The following is a 20,231-nucleotide window of genomic DNA, read 5'->3' as shown; positions in this document are numbered from 1 at the left end:
AGCTCCTTACTCGTTCTTTCCCGGCTGCCCGGTATCCTGGACAGCGGCCTGCGGGCTGCACTGGACCAGGCCCAGGCGGTTGCCGAACGGGTCCTCGATCACCGCCTTGTAACTGCCCCACAGGGTCGGCCCTGGCGCCTCGACAAGGGTCACCTGCGGCGGCATCCGGGCAACCAGCGCATCCAGCTCAGGCACCATCAGGTCAAGCATGCTGGCCGGCGACGGTCGGGCCATCAGCGGGTCTTCGATCAGGCCGAGTCCGGCACCGCCCTGCTCGTCCACATCCAGGCTGATCCAGCGGGTCGGGGCAAAGCGCCGGCTGACCTGCAGACCCAGGACCTGCACATAGAAGGCTTCGGCAGCCGCCAGGTCGGGAACCGCCAGGGTGGCGAAACACAGGGTCGACTGATTCAGCATGGCTGGCACTCGCGGGCATCCTCGGACAGCGGCCGGGCACCGACCTGGAACTCGAAACCCACCCGATGGCGAATCAGGGCACACACCACCGAGGCCTCGATGCTCGCCGCCAGCTGTTGCATCAGCGTCGCCAACTGGGCGGCCGGCCAGCCTTCGACTTGCAGTTCAAGCTCGATGTCCTGCAGGTGAACCGGGGTCGGCGCCACTTCACACATGCCGCGGATGTCCACCATGGCCCGCACGTCCAGGTGCACCGCACCCGGCAACTGCTGGCGACGGTTGAGCTGCGCCAGGACATCGGCGGCAATCGCCATCAGCAGGTATTCCTGGGGGTTGGGGCCCCAGTCGATACCGGCCAGCTGCTTGGGCTGGTCGATAGGAAAGCTGCGCAGGTCCTGAGGGTCCTGGTGGACGAAGTCCGCCCGCAGTTGAGTGCCATAGAGCCACTGGCAATCCAGGGACAGGGCCTGGGTCTTGGTCTGGACCGCCGCAGTATCCGCAGGCGCCTGCTCGAAGGGGCAAAACCTGTGCCAGGGGCCAGCGCCCTCGGCATCCACCAGGCGTGCCGAAAGCCCCAGGGGCTGGACGAAAGTCTGGTGATTGGGACTGTGGCTCTTCACCGCCTCGATCACTTCCAGGGCTTCGCTGATCTTCTTGTCGGTGCCCGAACGGATCTCGTAGCGCACTTGGGGAGCAGCAGCGGCCGCTTCCTGCAGGATCGCGCTGGTGGTCATCGACAGATGATCGACCGTGGTCCGTCGCGCGGAAAACCCCGACACCGCGGACACCAGGAAACAGCCGGAGAGCGCCGCCAGGGCCAATTCCTGGGGCCAGGCCGGGTCCAGCAGCCCCTGGCATTGCAACGCCGGGCTGGGGCGGATCGGTACTTCGAAATGCCGCGGCGCGCGCAACAGGCCGATCAAGGCCGGAGCCACGCCGGCCAGCATGCCGCCGGCCGGCGAACAGTGCGCATAGGCGGCGTAACGGAAGATCGCCTGGGCCGGCTCTTGCTGGATCTCGTGGACAATCTCACTGAAGCCCGAGATGTTCATTCCGTTTCTCATGGCTGACTCCTTCCTTGGTAGACCTGACGCAACGCCTGCTCGAGATCGGCACACAGGTCATCAGGGTCCTCGATTCCCACCGACAGCCGGACCAGCCCGGGGTTGAGCCCGATCTTTTTCTGCTGCTCGCGAGTCAGGCCGCTGTGGGAGGTGTTGAACGGCAGGCTCACCAGCGACTCGACACCGCCCAGGCTGGTGGCACAGGTGATCAGCTTGAGGTGTTCCAGCAGTTGCAGGGCCGCCGGATCGCCGCCCCGCAGCTCAAAACCGAGCATGCCGCAGGTGGCCTGGGCGGCGTACTGGTACAGATGGGGGTGGGCATACTCCTCGGCATAGACCGAATGCACCGCGGTCACCTGCGGATGGCGTTCGAGAAAACGCGTCACCTGCCGGGCCCCTGCGGCATGAGCCTGCATGCGCACCGCCAGGGTCTTCATGCCCCGTTCCAGAAGGAAGCACACGAAGGGGTCCAGGTTACCGCCAAAGCGCAACAGCTGTGCCCAGACCCGGTCCACCAGCTTGCGACTGCCCGCAACCGCGCCACAGGTGGCGTCACTGTGCCCGTTGAGGTACTTGGTCGCCGAGTGGATGACGATATCGGCCCCCCACTCCAGGGGACGGCAACTGATGGGTGAAAGGAAGGTGTTGTCCACCACCAGGAGAATGTTCTCCTGCTTGCACAAGGCAGCGATGGCCAGCAGATCGATGGCCTTCATCAGCGGGTTGGACAGCAGCTCGAAAAACATGATCTGGGTCTGCGGGCGGATCGCCCGGCGAATCGCCTGCAGATCCAGCGGGTCGACATAGCTCACCGAGCGCCCGGCCTGGCTGATGTCGGCGTGCAGCAGGCTGTAGCTGCCACCGTAGAGATCGTAGGAAGAGATGATGTGGCCATTGCGGTTGGTCAGGGCGAACAGGGTCGAGGCGATCGCCGCCATGCCCGATGACAGAACCAAGGCACTTTGCGCCCCCTCCATGGCCGCCACCTTCAACTGCACCGACCACTGCCCCGGGTTGCCGTAGCGGCTGTAGGTGGGAATGTCACGCACGTAGCCTTCCAGGAACGACTCGTAGGTGGACTGGCTGAAGCGAAAGGTGGTGCTGGGAAATATCGGCGTGCCCACGGCCCCGGTCACCGGGTCCTCGTAGGTGCCGGCGTGCACGCAGAGTGTCGCCGGGGCCTCGCCTTCGGTCAGCCAGCGATTGTTCTCCATCGCCGGCCCGGCCAGACGCTGGCGGTTGAGCTGGTTGAGCCAGGGCAACTGGGCATCGGTGCCGGGACGATTGGCAAACATTGCCTCAGTCTTTTTTGCATCGTTCACACGAATTCCCTCGTCGTTCGGTTCTTCCGGGCGGCCCGGCGGGCGCCGGGCCGCCCAGGTCGGCGCGCACTGCAAAGCGCGCGGCCGAGGTTGGCAAAGAGACACATGCCGTCATCGTCCTCAGACGACCCGGGCCTGGGTCTTGTCGGCGACGAAGGCTTCCAGGCGCTCCAGCGAGTTGACCAGTTCAATGGACAGCTCGTTGTCCTCGATGGAAAAGCCGAACTCGGTTTCCACCTGGATCAGCAACTGCAAGGCGTCGATCGAGTTCAGGCCCAGGGTGCCAATCAGGTCGCCCCCCGAAAGGTCTTCGCGGCTCAGCTCACGGCCCACGGTGCTGGAGAACACTTTGATCAAGCGGTCGGTATCGGTCATTTTCTAGCTCCTGCTGAATAACATCGTGCATTGATAAATCATCGATTCGCGGCGCCAGATCTGCTCGCCGACGAACCCCAGGCGCGCCAGCGCCGCAACCACCTCGTCCTGCCTCGGGTACTGGCAGCCGCCATGGGTCAGCCAATCCACGCCGACAGCTGCCGAGGCCGTGTCGCAAAAGAAAATCTCGTCAATGATCAGCCGGCCACCTGCCCCCAGGCGCTCCAGCAAGGCAGGCAGGGCCTGGGCTACGCTGGGCTGGTGCAAGGTGTTGTCGAGCACGATGACGTCGAACTGGCACTCATCGAGCTCGGCCAATGTCTCCCGGCTGTGCACCGGAATATCCGCCGCCACAGGGTTGAGCCCCCCCAGTGGCACGATCCGGCTGGCGTTGCAGTCAAGGCGTCGGCGACCAAGCAACGCCTGGGTGTACACCGCGCCGGTGGCACAGACATCGAGCAGGCGAATGGCGCCCGTCGTGTGGAGCAAGGCCTTGCGCCAGGTCAGTTGCGCGGCCAGTTGCTTGTCCGCCCCGGACACTGCGCGCTGGTAGCGCCGAAGCAATTGCGGATGCTTGGGACTCTGCTCGAAAGCGCGCCGGTCGAGGCCGTCATGCAGCACCGCCAGCAACTCGTCCAGGCGGTTCCAGTGGCGGTTGTTGAAGGCTTCCAGATCGAGCACCGGAGCCAGGGCCTCAAGGTCCTGCGCATGCGCCTCGGCGCCTGCGGCTTCCTGCACCAATCCGTTGGCCTGGGCGGTGTCGAAGGCCACCGCCAGAGTCTGCGCATGCAGCCCGGTACGCTGGGCAATCTGATCGACGCTCAAGCCCTGGGCACTGAGTTGCAAGGCGCCGCAATCCCACAATGCCAACAGCAATTGCGAACGCTTGTAAGCGTGGGCCGCGTCGAGCAATACCCGGCTGGCAGCCGGGCGGTAGCGGCGACTGAGCAGCGGCTTGCCATTACTGCTACGAGCAATCAATGCCGTGCGCTCGAAGCGGTCGGGGACCTTGGCCGACGCCAGGTTCGCCTGACAGTATTCGCGCAGCAGTCCCGGGTTCCAGGGCCGCTCGGCACTCCAGACCACGAAGGCGAAAATATGGTCGTTGCCTGCCCGGGCCGACTTCACTGCCCGCACCGAGCAATCCAGTACGTCGGGGTGGCTGGTCAGTACCGATTCAATCTCGAACGGCGAAATCCAGCGCTCGCCCCGACGGATCGCACTGCTTTCACGACCGACAATGCTGTAGCCGGCCGGACTCTGTTCGGCGATGTCGCCGGTGTCGTAAAGGCGGCCATCCTCCAGTCGCACCTTGAGGGCAAACGGCTGACCCGCCGCCGGCTCCACGACTTCGATCCCCGGCATGGGAAAGCCGATGGACAACGGCGGCAATGGCGCGACGCCGGCAAACACGGCACCGCTTTCGGTACTGCCATAGTTGCGCGACAGTCCGATGCCGAAGGCCTGCTGGAACTGCTGGTCGAGCTGTCCGTCCACCGGGCCGGCGCCGGACATCACCACCTTGAGCTGGGGCGGACGCTCACCCTGGCCAACCCGCTGGGCCATCAGGGTCGCCAGCATCGGCGTGACCACGCAATGGCTGGCGCGCAGACGCAGCGCCTGCAGCGCCGCCCCCAGTTCCGTGGGCCTGCAGATTTCCACCTGGGACCCGGCCAGCAACGCGCCCCACAACCAGCCCAGTGCATAGGCGTGATACACCGGGGCAATGAACAGTACCCGGTCCTCGTGGCTCAGTTGCAACAGCCGGCAATAGCGCAAGCCTTCGTCGCGCCAGCTGTGCAGGTCGCGAAAAACCAGCGACGGTTCCCCCGTGGTGCCCGACGTCAGCAGATAGATGCCACGCCGGTGTGGCTGCACTGCCGGATCGGCAGGCAGTGCAGCGCCAGGCTCAAGCGATGTCACCCGCAGTTCGCCCTGCTCCAGATGGACGCTGTGGCTGATCGCCCCCTGGGCGGCATAGCGCTGCAGTTCCTGGGGCTTGGCATCGCTGGCCACCAGCAACGGCGACAAGCCCTGCTCCAGCAGCACCAGCAACAGCGCGGCATGCTCAAGCGTACTGTCGAACACCAGCAGCAGGCGCTGCTGACCGCTGCTGGCCAGTTCACCAAGCTGCCGGGCCCACTCACTGCGCCGGGTTGCCGGCAGCGAAGCCAGTACCGGCCCCGCGCTCAGTTGGGCAAACCAGCGGTCATCGGTCCGTGACTCAGGCGCCATGTTGATACGCTTCCTTGGCTTGTTCGAGCAGGTTCCTGACGGCCTGGGGCGCGTAGGAAGGCGCACGGCACAACTCGTCCAGGCTGATAGCGTCTTCGAAATACAGGCTCAGGGTGTCCCAGGGCGTGAAGCACCCCTTGCAGGCATCCAGCCGTGGTCGTTCAGCCAGCAGCAACTGATAGAACGGTGAGCGGTTCACCGGCGCCAGAGCCTTGTTCCAGTCCTGTTCCAGCACGTTGCCCATGTTGTGGAACCAGATGTTCGGACAGGGCGTGGCCACGCCGTCGCTGAAGGTCGACAGCACCAGGCGCGGCAGGTGACAGCGCCAGGTGCGCCGCCCCTGGTGATAGAACGAACTGAGGCGGTCCAGGTAGGCCTTGGGTGGCAGGATCTGCGGGTAACGCTCGCGCAGCTCGAACAACGCGTCGATGAACGGATACTGCTCGGGGCGCACCTTGAACTTCTCGCTGTCAGGGCCGCGGACGGGGAACGGAAACAGCTGCGGCGGGTTGTCTGCAAACCCGGAGCACCACTCCACGAACTCGCGCAGATACGGCGCACTGCGGTCATTGAGCACGCCGTAGATTTCCAGCGGCAGGCCGGCCTCCAGGACCATCGCGATACGCTCCATGATCATCTCGTGGATGCGTGGCGACAGGACCCGATAGCTGTTGCCCTGATAGTTGCTGCTGTCGAGTGAGATCTGCACCACGACATTGCCCAGTTGGGCCAGGCGCCGCACTTTGTCCCGGGTCAACGGCAGGCCGTTGGTCTGTACGATCAGCACTTCATGCAGGGGCGACATGCTCTCGATGAAGCTCATGATGCCCTTGATGATGAAAATCTCGCCGCCGGTGAGTTTCAGCAGCGGTGGCTTGAAGGTGCGATTCACCCGCTCGACGATGGTCTGCAGACGCCGGCCCAGGTCACTGTCTTGGCTGTACACGTCGTGCACCGGCGGCTGGAAGATCAGCTTGCCTTCGTGGGACGACTTCATGTTGCTCTGCCCGGTCAGGCAGTAGGTGCACCCCAGGTTGCAGGAGTCCTCGTTGATGACCAGGTCATTGCCCAGCAACTGGCTGTGACCGAGAAAGTTCACCGGTTCGGCATTCGTCATGGCTCAAGCCCCTTTGCTGAACTGGATGTCGCGCAGGCTCAGCCCGGCGCGGTGGAGTTGCATGCTGATTCCCAACTGGACCTGGCGCAGCTCGCCGAGCTTGACCCGGTAGAACTGCTCGACCTGGGGTCGCCGTTCATGGGCATAGGCCTCGTCGAGGGTCCCCTGCTCGGCCAGGTCGGTCATCTCGGAAATCAGCGCATAGTTGAAATCGCTCATGAGCCGGCGCAATTCGGCGGCCTTGGCTTCGCCGGCTTCGAGAATCGCCATGCCCCGGGCGTCGCCGAGCACCGCACGCCGCAAGCGCGACATGAAGGTGTGCATGACAATGTCGTAGGTCTCGAACTCGAACACCGCCGGTTCCTTTTCGATGACCATTTCCGAGGCGTACTTCTCGCCGTAGAGCAAGGCACTGATGGTCGACAACTGACGCACTCGCGGGTCTTCGAAGTCGTAGCTCAGGGCATTGAGCGACACATCGAAGTCGTCATGCAGCTTGCCCTCGGCGCGCAGGGTCTCGACCGCCTCCGCCCCGGGATAGAGCTCCAGGCGCACGGTGTAGCGGCGCAGGTTGTAGCCCATGTATTCGCGCAGGAAGAGGTTGTTGTCACGGATCTCCTGGAAGGTCGACCAGGGGTGATAGGCAATGAATCCGAAGGCCACGTAGATGCCGGCACCACGCACCAGCTCGATGGCCCGCTTGTTGTCCTCGACCGTGGACTTCTTCTTCCAGCGGTCCAGGCCGATCTGTGAACCCGACTCGATGCCGATCAGCACCTTCTCCAGGCCGGAGCGGTACAGCAGGTCCAGCAGCGGCTGGTCTTCGGGGTGCCAGTTCTTGGCCTGCATGCAGCAGTTGTAATAGATCTTCAGCCCACGATCGAGCACGCCCTGGGCGATGTCGGCAATCCGCTGCTTGGCGAACGGCGCACCGCCCGGGTCTTCGAAGGTCGAGTCGACGAAGTCGAAGGTGTTGAAGTTGTACTTGTGATAAAGCCGCTCGATTTCATCGACGATATTGTCCGGGGTCCTGGCCCGCCAGAGCTTGCCGGGGTTGATCTTGTTGCCGGCGTGAGGCGCGTTGCAGAAGGTGCAGCGCGCAGTGCAGCCACGGGTGGTGGCCAGGCGCAGGTAGGGCAGCTTGCCGCTGTTGAGCTCGAACTGATCCCGCGCCGGCTCAGGCAGCATGTCCAGCTCCGGCACCGGCTTGCCAATGGGGTTGTCGATGACGAACCCGCCCTCCTCGCGCCAGCTCAGGCTCGGCACCCGGGCGTAGTCGCCGTGATCCCAGAAGGCCTCGACGTAGCGCACCAGCGGCACGTCGCCCTCACCGCGCACCAGGGCGTCAAGGAAGCTCCAGTTGGGGTTGCTCAGCAACTTGGAGCCCAGGAAGGTGGCCAGCGGGCCACCGGCCAGAAACGCCACCTGCTCGGGCAGGGCCGCACGCAATGCCGAACCGAAAGCGGTGGCATGACTGACGGTGACCGTGGTCAGGGAGAAACCAATGAGGTCGGGCTTGAAGGCCACCACTTCAGCAATGGCAATCTCGTCGCCGTGCTGGATCGACTTGACCTCGACCACCTGGCACTCGGCTCCCAGGTCCCGCAGGATCGACACCAGGTAACTGACGCCCAGGTGTTCGGAACTCATCACCAGGTCGCCATCGAGCAACACCGGAAAGCACACGCGCATCGGCTGCGGCTTGCGGAAGTCGACAGTGGAATGCAGCGGATTGGTCGGTGGCGCATCGATCGGCTCAGCCAGGTTGGCGAGCGGAATCAACCCGTCGGCGGCGTTGGTGAACTGCACGGTTTCCATTAAAAATACCCAATTTGTTGTAATTGGCTGTCCATGAAGCGCTGTTCTTCTTCACTCATTCGTTGCCCGCCACAGCCTTTGCGGCCGGGCTCGCGCTGCGGCTCGTGGGCCGGTTCCAGCAACCAGTGGCCTTCCAGCCCTTCAGGGACCGGCAGCCCCAGATGGGCCAGGATCGTCGGGTAGATGTCTTCGATCCGCGCTTGCAGCGCGGCGTCCTCGGGAAAGGTCGAGCCACGGATAAACACGATGCCGTCGGGCCGATGCACGCCACGCTGGGCCGGTGTACTCCAGACCCGGCCAGTGAGTGCCGGCGTCGGCATGACTCTGAAATCCCTGGGGATCAGCAGGTAGTCGGGAGCGTCCTGCAGGCGTGCGCCGGCATACACCTGATCGGCCTTGACCAGCGTGAACCAGGGGCGCCCCTGTTCGTCGAGCACCTGCGCCAGGGCTTGCTGCAAACGCGCTTCGGCCTCCGGCAACTGCTCGGCGCGCAGCACCCCCTGGGCCTCGCGCCCCATCAGATTGGCATTGACACCGAAGCAGCCAGGGGTGGGCATGTAGAACTCGGTGCGCGACCAATCCACCACACGTCGGTAGCTTCCGGGGGCGTCGAACCAGGAACGCGCCCCCGGGTCGTCGTGGGAGGCCTCGGCGCCCGAGTCCTGGAGTTCATAGCGGGTCGCCAGCAGGCCCTGTTGTTCGAGGAACTCGTGCACGCTGAAGTCCGCTTCACACAGGCCAAAGCCATGGTCGGAAGCCACCACCACCAGGGTGTCGTCATCGGCCAGGGTCAATACCGTGCCCAGCGCCTGATCAATATCGATATAACACTGTTCCACTACTGAACTTGGCGCCGAGTGATCGCCCCAATAATAGTGACTGACACGATCAACTTCGGTGAAGACTACAAACAGTGCATCCACTGGTCGGGTCTGCTGCAGAAAACAGCAAGTATCGGCACGCCCCTTGATAAACTTGCGCGCCTGCTCACAGTAGTCTTCCTGACCGCGATACATCGTGACAATGTCTGAATGATAGTGCAGTCCCGCCTGCATCAACTCATGCATCAAGTTGGCGGGCGAGGTATATCTCAGGGTTTTGGCCAATGGCCAGCTGATCATATAGCCGCCCTGAAGATCTGCCGGCGGATGAGTCATGGGGATGTTGTAGGCACCGACTTTCAGCCCCTGGCGTTCCAGGGTCAGCCAGCAGGGTTCACGCCCATAGTCGGCAGCGTTCATTGCCCGGAAACGATAGTCCGCAGACTGGGTCGACCAGAACTGGTAGATCCCGTGTTCACCCGGAGAAACCCCGGTAAACATGGAGGCCCAGCCCGGTGCCGTGTGCGGTGGGAAGGTCGATTGCAGTACCCCATGGGAGGCGCGCCGGCGCAGTGCGCTGAAGTTCGGCAGCAATCCCCGAGCCATCAGTTGCTGGAGGACAGCATGGGACGCCCCGTCGATACCGAAGACCAACAACTTCAACTTCTGATCTTCCATGATCACCCACCTCCGACACTAAAGTTCAACCAGATAAACTTTCATCAACATTGCATAACAACATTTCAAACAGCAGCGACGTATAAGAATCGCTATTGCGACGCCATTCGAAAACCAACCGACAAAGTTCGAGACTCACAACTACCAGGCACAGCCGGAACAGCAGCGAAAACAAGCTAACACCGACATCAAACAAAGAACTCCGAAAATAATTTCAGACTTGTAACAAAATCAATCCGAGTATGAATCGATATTTCCAGCAACTAATAAAGGAACAGATTCGCCCCCGGACAGCACGGCGACGCCTGCCGATGGCGATAGCTGAACCGATGAGTGAGTTGATCAAGGCCCATGAATCATTGCCGGTGCCGTGCGCCGCCTTGCCTCGGGGGCCTGCGCGCCAGGTGCTGATCGCTCCGCCAGGGCCTGCGAAACAATTGGTATCAACCTCTTACATACTCAAATAACCCGCCGGCAATTTGCCTGGAAATCGAGTACCGGCTATCCCATCATCGGCGCCTGCAATCAGGCCTGCGCAGCCTGTCACTCACCGACCCGCGCCATCCGTACTGGTGTCGAAACAGGGAAGTCCTATGAACCCGAACGCCAATGCTTTTTTTGGCAGGCACACGCTGGGCGAGCTCTATCAGATCGCCCCCGAAAAGCTCAATGACCTGGATGCCTTGACCCAACTGCTGTGTGCCGCTTCCGCCGAAGCCGGCGCGACGGTCTGTGGCACGCTGACAAAACGCTTCGAGCCACAAGGCGCAACGGTCCTGGTGATGCTGGAGGAGTCCCACGCCTCCTTCCACACCTACCCCGAGCATGGCGCGCTGTTTCTCGACATCTTTACCTGCGGCACAACCTGCGACCCGGTCAAGGCATTCGACTACATCTGTTCGAACCTGGGCTGCGATGTACGGGCGATGAAGATCGTTGAGCGGGGAGCGACGCAAGCATCCCCTCACCTGCCAGCCAGCCATGCAGCGCCGGTGGTACGGCACCAGACAGAGTCGGTCGATCCCTAGGCTTTGTACGAAGAGCCTTGATACTCGGTGATGCTGCGTGGAAGTTGCCCGGTGTCTACTGGGGCTCTGTAAAAAAAATCAGACACTTCTGGCAACCAGAAAGCACCGCTCTAGCTCGCACCTCTCCCCGTGGGTGCAGGGCACCCGCCAGGGCACTGGAGCCGTTTACCCCCCTTACATTGGCGGACGGATTCTTGCAGTATTGATCCGCCCTGGGACAACGGCTCCATTGCTCTGCCCCAGCAGCGCCCGGTTCCCATAACCAATAACTACAACGAACTCGACAGCGAGATCACCCGGCGATGTACCCCCTGAGCCCGTTTCACGGATTCGACAGATCAGCGCCCGCGCCCCTGCACAGTGGCCGCGGTGCTGACGTCGACGCTGGGTTCTCGCTGCCCCGCTCGCTCCCCGCCACGCCTCGTGAGGTCCATGAGGACCGCGCCGCCGTCATCGGCTTGTACTTGCTGGACAGGCCCTGCCCATGAAACTCCTGGTCAACCTGCCCATGGCCCTGTGCCGCTCCCGTCTGCGCCACTCCTCACGTCCTCCGGATCACTCGCTTCTGGCCTGATCGCGCCCTCCTGCGCGTGCCGCTCCCAGACCTGATTTCTACCCTTGCAACCGCACCGTGCGCGGCGTTGTTGCAGGACCTGAAAACCTGCGCGCCCCAATGGCGCAAGCGAGAACCCTGATGAAATTTGCCGCCCTCGACGAAGCCCGTGACTTCCTGGCCGCCAACCCCGACATCGACATGATCGAGCTGTTCATCCTCGACGCCAACGGCGTGCCCCGAGGCAAGCTGCTGCACCGCGAAGAACTGCTGGCGGTGTATGAAAGCGGCCGGCCCCTGCCCAGCACCATCCTCGGCCTGACCCTCAACGGCGACGACGTGGAGAACTCCGGCCTGGTGTGGGACATCGGTGATATCGACTGCCGTGCCTACCCGCTGGCCGGCAGCCTGGTGCGCCTGCCGTGGCGGCAGATTCCCACCGCGGCTGTGCAGGTCAGCATGCATCCGCAGGAGGGCATGCCCGCCAGCATCGCCGATCCGCGCCACCTGCTGATCAAGGTGATCGACGGGCTCAAGGCCGAGGGTTACCACCCGGTGATGGCCTGCGAGCTGGAGTTCTACCTGCTGGACGCCAAGCGTGACGGCAACGGCCGACCGCAACCGGCCCTGGACGCCGACGGCGGTCGTCCGCGCAGCACCCAGGTCTACGGTCTGCGCGAGCTGGAGCAGATCGAGCCGTTCCTCGCCGATCTCTACGCCGCCTGCAAACTGCAAGGCATTCCGGCGCGCACGGCGATCTCCGAGTACGCCCCGGGCCAGGTGGAAATCACCCTGGAACACGGCGATGCCCTGGAGGCCATGGACCAGGCGGTGCGCTACAAGCGCCTGGTCAAGGCCGTGGCTCACAAGCACGGGATGCAAGCCACCTTCATGGCCAAGCCCTTCGACCACCTGGCCGGCACCGGCATGCACATGCACGTGAGCATTGCCGACGCTGCGGGCCGCAACCTGTTTGCCTCCGAGGACCCGGCCGGCACCCCGCTGCTGCGCCAGGCGGTGGGCGGCATGCTCGCGTCCCTGCTGGAATCGCTGCTGCTGTTCTGCCCCAACGCCAACTCCTACCGGCGCTTCCAGGCCAACAGCTACGCGCCCCTGGCGCCGACCTGGGGCGTCGACAATCGCACCGTGAGCCTGCGGGTGCCCGGTGGCCCGGCCAACAGTCGGCACATCGAACACCGCATCTGCGGCGCCGACGCCAACCCTTATCTCGCCGCGGCGGCGATCCTCGCCGGCGTCCATCGTGGCCTGCGCGAACAGCTCGATCCGGGCGATCCAGTGCAGGGCAATGGCTACGCCCAGGCCACCGAACTGCTGCCCACCGACTGGCTGACCTCGCTGATCGCCCTGGAGCAATCGGCCTGGGCCCGGGACGCCCTGGGCCGTGAGTTCCTCGGTGTGTACCTGGCGGTCAAGCGTGCCGAATACCGCCAGTTCATGGCCGAAGTCGGCGAGCAGGACTGGCGCTGGTACCTGACCCAGGCCTGAGCCGCAGAAACGATCTGCGGTGCTGGACTCATGGGCAAGGCGGCCTGAAACCGCTTTGCCGGACCTGAGCTGCGCCCGGCAGATCATCGACAGTTGCTGAAGCGCTGGCCGCTGCCCCCACGCAGCCGCCGGTTGTTTTTTCCACGAGGATTTTTCAATGACAGCCGCCTTCGATCCGCGGACCCCGGCAGCCGAGCGCTGCCCCAGCTACTACAGCGCCACCCTGAATCAGGAAACCCACTACCCGACCCTGCAAGGCAGCCATCAGGTGGATGTGGTGATCATCGGCGGCGGCTTCACCGGCGTTGCCAGCGCGGTGGAATTGGCCGAGCGCGGCCTGAAAGTCGCCATCGTCGAAAGCCACAAGATCGGCTGGGGCGCCACCGGGCGCAACGGTGGCCAGGTCACCGGCAGCCTTTCCGGCGATGCGGCCATGCGCAAACAGATGCGCCGCGCACTGGGCGACGAGGTCGACGATTTCATCTGGAACCTGCGCTGGCGCGGGCACCGGATCATCCAGCAACGGGTGGAGAAATACGCCATCGCCTGCGACCTCAAGCACGGCCACCTGCACGCCGCCTACAAGCCCAGCCACCTGCCCGACCTGCGCGCCGACTATGAAGAAGCGCTGCGCCGCGGCATGGGCGACGAAGTCAGCCTGCTGGACCGGGCCCAGGTGCGCGGCCTGCTGGAAAGCGACCTCTACCACGGCGCCATCAAGAACACCCGCAACCTGCACCTGCACCCGCTGAACCTGTGCCTCGGCGAAGCCCGGGCCGCCGAAAGCCTAGGGGCACTGATTTTCGAGCACAGCGAAGTGCTGCAGATCGTCCACGGCGAACACCCGGCAGTGATCACCGCCCAAGGCCGGATCAACGCCAAGCAAGTGCTGCTGGCCGGCGACGTCTACCACAAGCTGGAGCCGAAGAAGCTCAAGGGCAAGATCTTCCCGGCCATGGGCGGCATCGTCACCACCGAGCCCTTGGGCGACCTGGCCAAGCGCCTGAACCCCGAGGACCTGGCGGTCTACGACTGCCGCTTCGTCCTCGACTACTACCGCATGACCGCCGACGGCCGCCTGCTGTTCGGCGGCGGCGCCAACTACAGCGGCAAGGACTCGCGAGACATCGCCGGCGAACTGCGCCCGTGCATCGAACGCACCTTCCCGGCGCTCAAGGGCGTGGGCATCGACTTCCAGTGGAGTTGCGCCATGGGCATCGTGATCAACCGCATCCCGCAACTGGGCAAGCTCTCGGACAACGTCTGGTACTGCCAGGGCTACTCCGGGCACGGCGTGGCCACCAGCCACATCATGGGCGAGATCATGGCCGAGGCCCTGACCGGCCACCTCGGCCACTACGACACCTTCGCCGCCTGCCAACACATCCGCGTGCCCTTTGGCGACCAGTTGGGCAACCCGATGCTGGCGGCGGGCATGTGGTACTACCAGATGCTGGAGAAACTGCGCTGAGGGTTCGGTCAATAGGCCCCCTCTGGTAATTGTCACTGGCCGCAACTACCCAAAGCCCAACCGATTCCGTACCATCGGCGCCGCTCATGAGCAGCGCCAGGGAGGGCTTACGCACAGACAAACATGCACCCTGCCTGCGCCTTGTCCAAAGTCACTTTCAGGGTTCCCCATGTTCCGCGTACTCAAGGCTTCGTCCTTGCTGCTGGCCACCAGCATAGTTTCTGGCTGCATCAGCCAACCCGCCGCCATCGTCAGCGCCCCTCTGCAACCCGCAGCCAACGAACCCACGACCTATCTGGTGGGCGCTATTGGCCCGCAGTACCTGGGCGGCGGCGGTGCCGCCACCAACCTGCGCCTGCTGATTCGCAAGCGCGGCTCAATCAATGGCGCCGCGGCACTCTGGGAGGGCGACCCACGGCCAACGCCTGAGGACATCCATGAACCCCGCGCTGCCGGCAGTGTATTTGTCATGCCGCTCAAACCGGGTGATTACGAGTTCTACAACTTCCAGTTCTGGTCCATGGTCTACACCCCGGGGCTCGGCTCACGCCTGCAATCCCAGGAAGCGCGCGAAGAGTTCGTACTGCCGCTGCGCCTGGAGGCGGGCAAGGCGTATTACATCGGCGAGTTTCGCTCGGTCTGCAGCCAAGTGACCCAGTGCTTCTTTGCCTGGAGCAATCAGATGCCCCGTGACGCCGTGATTGCCCAGCGCCAGGTGCCGGGGCTGCCGGACCTGCAATGGATGCCGCTGGATCTGGACAAGGCCAAGCCCTTCATCCTTCCCGTCAACAAGCAAACCAGCCCAGCCAACGCCACTGCGGAGATTCATCCATGAAATCCTGCCTGACCCTTTGCGCCCTCCTGCTGCTCGCGGGCTGCACGGCAACCGACACCTTGCCGGACCGTCCGCTGACGGATGGCCAAGCCTATTTGATGCCCCTGCATGTGATGGTCGATGACCCATTGCGCGCCGCTGAGTTACGTAACGCCTTGCGTGCCACCGGGGTGTTCGAAGATGTCCAGACCGGCGCCGGACAAGCTGGCGACTACAGCGCCCGCATTCAGTTCAAGTCCGAGCGGGACATGCCGCCAATGCCGTTGATCTTCCTCAGTGCCGCCACTCTGTTCCTGATGCCGCTCTCCAATGGCATCGACACCCACACCGACATCAGCCTGCTGCACGAGGGCAAGCTCCTCAAGCGCTACAGCTATCGCAACCTGACGCATAAATACACCTGGCTGCTGGATCAGGGCGGTGAAATGCAAGAGCAGAATATCCAGCGCATCGCCCGCGCCTTTGCTGGCGATCTGCGTCAGGATCAACTGTTGCCAACCGCGAGTCAGGCCCAATGAACCCCATAGGTTTGACCACCCTGCTGTGCAGCGCACTGATCATCACCGGTTGTGGCACCCGAATGGCGCCGCTGGACTACCGCAGTCAACATCCCTATGTACCGCTGACCCTGGACCTGGGCCCGGTGAAAAGTCGCTTCGACGAACAGGAGCAACGGCAAACCATCGCCGCCCTGCGTCAAACCGGAGCCTTCTCCTTTCTCGATGGTGGCTACAGTCGCAGCGGCTACAGCCTCCTGATCAGCGAACCTGGAGGCAAGAGTGCCGGACTGCTTGGCGCGTTGAATGCCATCACCCTGCTGACCTTCCCCATGCCCTACTCCTACCAGAGCAACTTGCGCGGCAGCCTGCTCAAGGACGGCCAACTGCTCAAGACCTACGACTACCGTCGTGAAGGCTATAGTGTAGCGGCCTGGTATGTTCCGCCGGTGCAGGTCGAAAGCCGCAGAGAGATGCTCGATGAACTGCTGCGTGACTTGGAAAAGGACCGTTTGATTCCTCAGGAGAACCCACGCTGATGACTGCCAGCCTGTACCAGGGCGGCTGCCTGTGCGGGCAGATTCGCTTCGAGGCCCGAGGGCCTGCCGCCAATCCCCATACCTGCTCGTGCAAACTGTGCCAGCGCCACAGTGGCGCGCTGACACTGGCGTGGGTCGAGTTCCCCCGGGAACGGGTGACCTGGACCGGCCCTGGCGGCGCACCGGCGACCTTCAGGTCGTCGGACTATTCGAGCCGGGCGTTCTGCCCACAGTGCGGCAGTTCGTTGGGTGCCATCGATGATGAGCCGACCGTTGCCTTGCTGCTGGGTGCCTTCGACAGCAACAACCGCAAGGCACTGGCACCGACCCGCCATTCGTTCAAAGGCCAGCGCCCCCGCTGGTGGCATGGAGGCGAATGACGGTGATCGTGCGGGCCCCTTCGCCAGCAAGCTGGCTCCTACGGAATTCGGTGCAGCGCGATCTGTAGGAGCCGGCTTGCCGCCGAAGGCGATCCGGCGAACAACACAAGTCCGTTGCTATAGGCCAGCTGCCGCGGGCGCACGGGGCAAGGCGCGTTTGTGGGCCGTTCGCAGGTAGGCACGTTCGATCAGGTGGCGCACTGCGTCGGTGACGGGCTCGCCCATCAGGTAGGCATCGATTTCTTCGTAGCTGCAACCATAAGCCGTTTCATCCAGCTTGCCCGGGGCCAGTTCTTCCAGGTCCGCGGTGGGCGCCTTGTGCACCAGTTGGCCGGGAGCGCCAAGGGCGTCGGCCAGCAGGCGTACCTGAGTCTTGGTCAACCCCGACAGCGGGGCCAGGTCGCAGGCGCCGTCGCCGTACTTGGTGAAGAAGCCCATCAGCGCCTCGGCGCCGTGGTCGGTGCCCACCACCAGGCCGTTGCTGAAGTTGGCCACGGCGTACTGCGCGATCATCCGCGCTCGGGCCTTGACGTTGCCCTTGGCAAAGTCCGTGAGGGCCGCCGAGGGTTGCAAGCCTTCGATCTGTAGCTGATTCATCATTCCATCGACGCTGTCGGCAATGTTGCAGGTACTGACGCTGTCCGGGCGAATGAAGTCCAGGGACGCCTGGGCATCGCTTTCATCCGCCTGGCTTTTATAGGGCAGGCGCATGGCGATAAATCGCGCCTCCTGCCCTGCCCCGCGCAGTTGCTCCACCGCCAGCTGGCACAGGCGGCCGGCCGTCAGGGAGTCGACTCCGCCACTGATGCCCAACACCAGGGTCGTGCAGCCGGACTCGCGCAGCACGTGCTGAATGAAGTCCACGCGCCGGGCGATTTCCAGGGCCTCGCCACCACGCACCAGTTGCCGGTCGATGCCCAGTTCCCGGGCAATGCGTTCTTGGGTTTGGTTGCTCATGTCAGGCCTCCAGGGGCGAGTGGGCAAGATCGACGTTGAACACCTGGGCGGCGTAGCGCAGGAACGACGGGTCTTCACAAACGTTCTTGATCGGGTCGTCAGAGAACTTCACCACCGGTTCACCATGCACCCGCACCAGTTTCATCACGATGCTCAGTGGCTCCACGCCTTCGACGTCGCAGGCCAGGCTGGTGCCCATGCCAAACCCGAACCTGGCCTGGCCACGCACGTGGCGCAGGATCGGCAGGCATTTCTCGAAGTTCAGGCCATCGGAGAACATCAGGTCCTTGGTCCGTGGGTCGATGCCCAGTTCGCGGTAGCGGGCCAGGACCTTGTCGGCCCAGAGCAGCGGGTCCCCGGAATCCTGGCGCAGGCCGTCGTAGAGCTTGGCGAAGTACAGGTCGAAGTCCTTGAGGAAAAAGTCGGTGCTGATGCAGTCGGTCAGGGCGATGCCGAGGCGTCCGCGATACTCGTGCACCCAATTCTCCAGGGCGGCGTTCTGGCTCTCCCGCAACCGCCCCAGTTGCTGGTGCACCATCAGCCATTGGTGGGCCATGGTGCCGATCAGCGGCAGGTCGAACTCGTAGGCCAGGTGCGCATTGCTGGTGCCAACGAAGACCCCAGGGAAATCACTGCGCATGATCTTCACCACTTCGCGCTGGGCCTTGAACGAGAGGCGCCGGCGGGTGGAAAAATCCGAAACGCGGAACTCGGCAAGCTCGTCGCGGCTGGCGTTTTTCTCCAGCCATTCGAACTTCTGATAGAGCCGGCGAGTGACATCCTCAAGCTCCACCTCGGGGTACTTATCGCGGTTGCGCAACTCGCTGACCATGGCCAGCACCGGCTGCTCGAACATGATGCAGTGCAGCATCGGACCACGGACGCGGATGCTCAGTTGGCCATCGACCGCCGCCACGTGGATGTAGCGCAGGTTGAAGCGGAACAGGCCGAGGAACTGTTCGAAGTCCGGGGTCAGGTACTCACGAAAGCGCTTGTTGAACAAAAAGCGCTGTTCGCCTTCGCGCATCTGCAGGCCGGCGAGTTTTTCCAGTTCCTGGCGGATCTCGGGGATCAGGTGCACCAGGGACTCTTTGGAGCGGACGATGAACTGGTATTCCACATCGACATTGGGGTGCTGGTGCAGCACCGCCTGCATCATGGTGAAGGTGTAGTAGTCGGTGTCCAGCAGGCTCTGAATCACGCCGTTGTTACGGTCGAATGCACTTTCCATGATGACTCCTCAGGCCTTGGCCAGTCTGGCGGTTGCTTCGCGGGTCGCGGCAACCGCGATGCCCGCTCGTTGCATGTCGTCGATCGCCTGGGTAGCACCCTCGGCGCTGATGGCGCGACAGGCCGGCAGGTGAATGATCACCTTGAAGCCGGCGGCGGCCAGTTGCAGGGCGGTGGTCTTGACGCAGAAATCCAGGGCCAGGCCGCCGACGATGACTTGTTGCACGCCCTGGCTGTTGAGGTACTCGATGACCCCGGTGGAGAGCTTGCCGTGCAGGTCGTGATAGCAGGCGCCATAGGGGTGCAGGTCCGGCTCCACGCCCTTCCACACGAAGTAGTCGTAGTCGTACGGCGTGGGCAACTCGTCCAGCAGGGTGAAGCCTGCGGTGCCCGGTACGCAGTGGCTGACCCAGGTCAGGTCGGCGTGTTCCAGGCCGGTGGGCTGGAGCATCTGTGCGTGCTCGGCCACCACCCAGGGAGCCTGGGGGCTGTGGGCGTCCTTGCTGCCGATGCGCAAGCTGGCCAGGGTCGCCATGAAATTCAGCTCGCCGCCGATGCGATCGCCTTCGGCCACGGGCAACTCGTTCGGGCACAGCGGGGTAAAGCTCTTTTGTGCATCGACATCGAAGGAAGCGGTCTTCATCGTTTGGCTGTTCATGCTGGGTCTCTCCTCTGCATGGAGCACAAAGTACATGTCATGTACTTTCATGACAAGCCCCTATGGATTTTATTTTTATCAATCGATCTTCAATCAATCTGCAAGAACAAGGTGCAAAAGGAGATTCTCCGCCGACAAAAGCGATGCTAAGGTACACGTCATGTACCAAACGAGGAAAAGCAGATGTTTGAACTGGCCCTCTATGGCGGCGCCTTCAACCCGCCCCACGCCGGACACGCCCAGGTGATGCTCGAAGCCGCTCGCCACGCCCGCCGGGTACTGGTAGTCCCGAGCTTTCGCCACCCGGATGGCAAGCGCATGGCCGATTTCGAGCAACGGGCCAACTGGTTGCAGGCGATCACCACGCACTTGCAGCCCGAGTGCCAGGCCGAGTTGGCGGTCAGCCGCCTGGAGCGGCAGCTGGCCCTGGCCGATCCGGGTCCGGTCTACAGCTTCACTCTGCTGCAACGCCTGGCCGACGACCTGGCCCTGGACGGCAAGCGCATCGCCCTGGTGGTGGGTGAAGACGTGGCGCGGCAGTTGCCCAGGTTCCATCGCGGCGAAGAATTGCTGCAACGCTTTTCCATCCTCTGCATCGAGGAACAGCCTGGAGTGCGCAGCAGCGTATTGCGCCAGTGCCTGGCCAGCGGCGAAACACCGCCGAGCCAATGGCTGGCACCGGGCATGAATCCGCTAAACTACGGCCTCTACGCCGTCCACGGAAGTTGAT

Annotated in this window: 19 protein-coding genes; 8 read left to right on the top strand and 11 right to left on the bottom strand. The window is 63.4% G+C overall.

Features of this window, described 5'->3' with window-relative positions; all coding sequences use genetic code 11:
• Positions 1-6: 6 nt before the first annotated feature.
• The 8 genes from LOY69_RS12590 to LOY69_RS12555 form a co-directional block, all read right to left on the bottom strand.
• On the bottom strand, positions 7-417 hold the full coding sequence (locus LOY69_RS12590; RefSeq protein ID WP_102879859.1) for a VOC family protein: 411 nt from the start codon (positions 415-417) through the stop codon (positions 7-9).
• On the bottom strand, positions 411-1,481 hold the full coding sequence (locus LOY69_RS12585; RefSeq protein WP_213666147.1) for an OsmC family protein: 1,071 nt from the start codon (positions 1,479-1,481) through the stop codon (positions 411-413). The genes LOY69_RS12590 and LOY69_RS12585 overlap by 7 nt, the downstream gene beginning before the upstream one ends.
• Positions 1,478-2,776, bottom strand: a complete 1,299-nt coding sequence (locus LOY69_RS12580) for a trans-sulfuration enzyme family protein (RefSeq protein ID WP_102879861.1) — start codon at positions 2,774-2,776, stop codon at positions 1,478-1,480. The genes LOY69_RS12585 and LOY69_RS12580 overlap by 4 nt, the downstream gene beginning before the upstream one ends.
• A 147-nt stretch (positions 2,777-2,923) precedes the next feature.
• Positions 2,924-3,178: an acyl carrier protein gene (locus LOY69_RS12575; protein ID WP_102879862.1), complete on the bottom strand. Its 255-nt coding sequence runs from the start codon at positions 3,176-3,178 to the stop codon at positions 2,924-2,926.
• Between the two features lie 3 nt (positions 3,179-3,181).
• Positions 3,182-5,413 (bottom strand): ANL family adenylate-forming protein, encoded by a 2,232-nt coding sequence (locus LOY69_RS12570; protein ID WP_265074654.1) that lies wholly within the window; start codon positions 5,411-5,413, stop codon positions 3,182-3,184.
• Positions 5,403-6,530: a radical SAM protein gene (locus LOY69_RS12565; protein ID WP_102864328.1), complete on the bottom strand. Its 1,128-nt coding sequence runs from the start codon at positions 6,528-6,530 to the stop codon at positions 5,403-5,405. Before LOY69_RS12565 ends, LOY69_RS12570 begins: the two co-directional genes overlap by 11 nt.
• A 3-nt stretch (positions 6,531-6,533) precedes the next feature.
• Positions 6,534-8,348 (bottom strand): B12-binding domain-containing radical SAM protein, encoded by a 1,815-nt coding sequence (locus tag LOY69_RS12560; protein ID WP_102864327.1) that lies wholly within the window; start codon positions 8,346-8,348, stop codon positions 6,534-6,536.
• Positions 8,348-9,847 carry an alkaline phosphatase family protein gene (locus tag LOY69_RS12555; RefSeq protein WP_265074653.1) on the bottom strand — a complete coding sequence of 500 codons (1,500 nt, stop codon included), beginning with the start codon at positions 9,845-9,847 and terminating at the stop codon, positions 8,348-8,350. Before LOY69_RS12555 ends, LOY69_RS12560 begins: the two co-directional genes overlap by 1 nt.
• A 593-nt stretch (positions 9,848-10,440) precedes the next feature.
• On the opposite strand from LOY69_RS12555, the gene speD reads away from it, so the two are divergent.
• The 7 genes from speD (at position 10,441) to LOY69_RS12520 (ending at position 16,656) form a co-directional block, all read left to right on the top strand.
• On the top strand, positions 10,441-10,875 hold the full coding sequence (gene speD / locus LOY69_RS12550; RefSeq protein WP_102879865.1) for an adenosylmethionine decarboxylase: 435 nt from the start codon (positions 10,441-10,443) through the stop codon (positions 10,873-10,875).
• A gap of 694 nt (positions 10,876-11,569) precedes the next feature.
• A complete protein-coding gene (locus LOY69_RS12545; protein WP_265074652.1) occupies positions 11,570-12,934 on the top strand; it encodes a glutamine synthetase family protein in 1,365 nt (454 codons plus the stop codon).
• Positions 12,935-13,091: 157 nt separating this feature from the next.
• Positions 13,092-14,405 carry an NAD(P)/FAD-dependent oxidoreductase gene (locus LOY69_RS12540; RefSeq protein WP_102879867.1) on the top strand — a complete coding sequence of 438 codons (1,314 nt, stop codon included), beginning with the start codon at positions 13,092-13,094 and terminating at the stop codon, positions 14,403-14,405.
• Between the two features lie 169 nt (positions 14,406-14,574).
• Entirely contained in the window at positions 14,575-15,240 is a 666-nt protein-coding gene (locus tag LOY69_RS12535; RefSeq protein ID WP_102879868.1) for a hypothetical protein, read from the top strand.
• Complete coding sequence (locus tag LOY69_RS12530; protein WP_072452323.1) at positions 15,237-15,758, top strand: hypothetical protein; 522 nt, start codon at positions 15,237-15,239, stop codon at positions 15,756-15,758. The genes LOY69_RS12535 and LOY69_RS12530 overlap by 4 nt, the downstream gene beginning before the upstream one ends.
• Complete coding sequence (locus tag LOY69_RS12525; RefSeq protein ID WP_265074651.1) at positions 15,755-16,276, top strand: hypothetical protein; 522 nt, start codon at positions 15,755-15,757, stop codon at positions 16,274-16,276. Before LOY69_RS12530 ends, LOY69_RS12525 begins: the two co-directional genes overlap by 4 nt.
• Complete coding sequence (locus LOY69_RS12520) at positions 16,276-16,656, top strand: GFA family protein (protein ID WP_110595811.1); 381 nt, start codon at positions 16,276-16,278, stop codon at positions 16,654-16,656. Before LOY69_RS12525 ends, LOY69_RS12520 begins: the two co-directional genes overlap by 1 nt.
• A 117-nt stretch (positions 16,657-16,773) precedes the next feature.
• Here LOY69_RS12520 and nadE read toward each other — a convergent pair whose 3' ends face one another.
• The 3 genes from nadE to LOY69_RS12505 are packed head-to-tail and all read right to left on the bottom strand — an operon-like array spanning position 16,774 to position 19,501.
• Complete coding sequence (gene nadE, locus LOY69_RS12515) at positions 16,774-17,613, bottom strand: ammonia-dependent NAD(+) synthetase (RefSeq protein WP_265074650.1); 840 nt, start codon at positions 17,611-17,613, stop codon at positions 16,774-16,776.
• Position 17,614: 1 nt separating this feature from the next.
• Entirely contained in the window at positions 17,615-18,844 is a 1,230-nt protein-coding gene (gene pncB, locus LOY69_RS12510) for a nicotinate phosphoribosyltransferase (protein WP_060838784.1), read from the bottom strand.
• Positions 18,845-18,853: 9 nt separating this feature from the next.
• Positions 18,854-19,501, bottom strand: coding sequence for an isochorismatase family protein (locus tag LOY69_RS12505; protein WP_110595813.1), 648 nt, complete (start codon positions 19,499-19,501; stop codon positions 18,854-18,856).
• Between the two features lie 183 nt (positions 19,502-19,684).
• Between LOY69_RS12505 and LOY69_RS12500 the strand changes: the two genes are divergently transcribed.
• Positions 19,685-20,230 carry an adenylyltransferase/cytidyltransferase family protein gene (locus LOY69_RS12500; RefSeq protein ID WP_110595814.1) on the top strand — a complete coding sequence of 182 codons (546 nt, stop codon included), beginning with the start codon at positions 19,685-19,687 and terminating at the stop codon, positions 20,228-20,230.
• Position 20,231 lies beyond the last annotated feature (1 nt).

Source organism: Pseudomonas sp. B21-059 (genome assembly GCF_026016285.1).
GTDB lineage: Bacteria > Pseudomonadota > Gammaproteobacteria > Pseudomonadales > Pseudomonadaceae > Aquipseudomonas > Aquipseudomonas danubii.
Note: the sequence above shows the minus strand (reverse complement) of the source record. Positions and strands in the feature narration are given on the sequence as shown.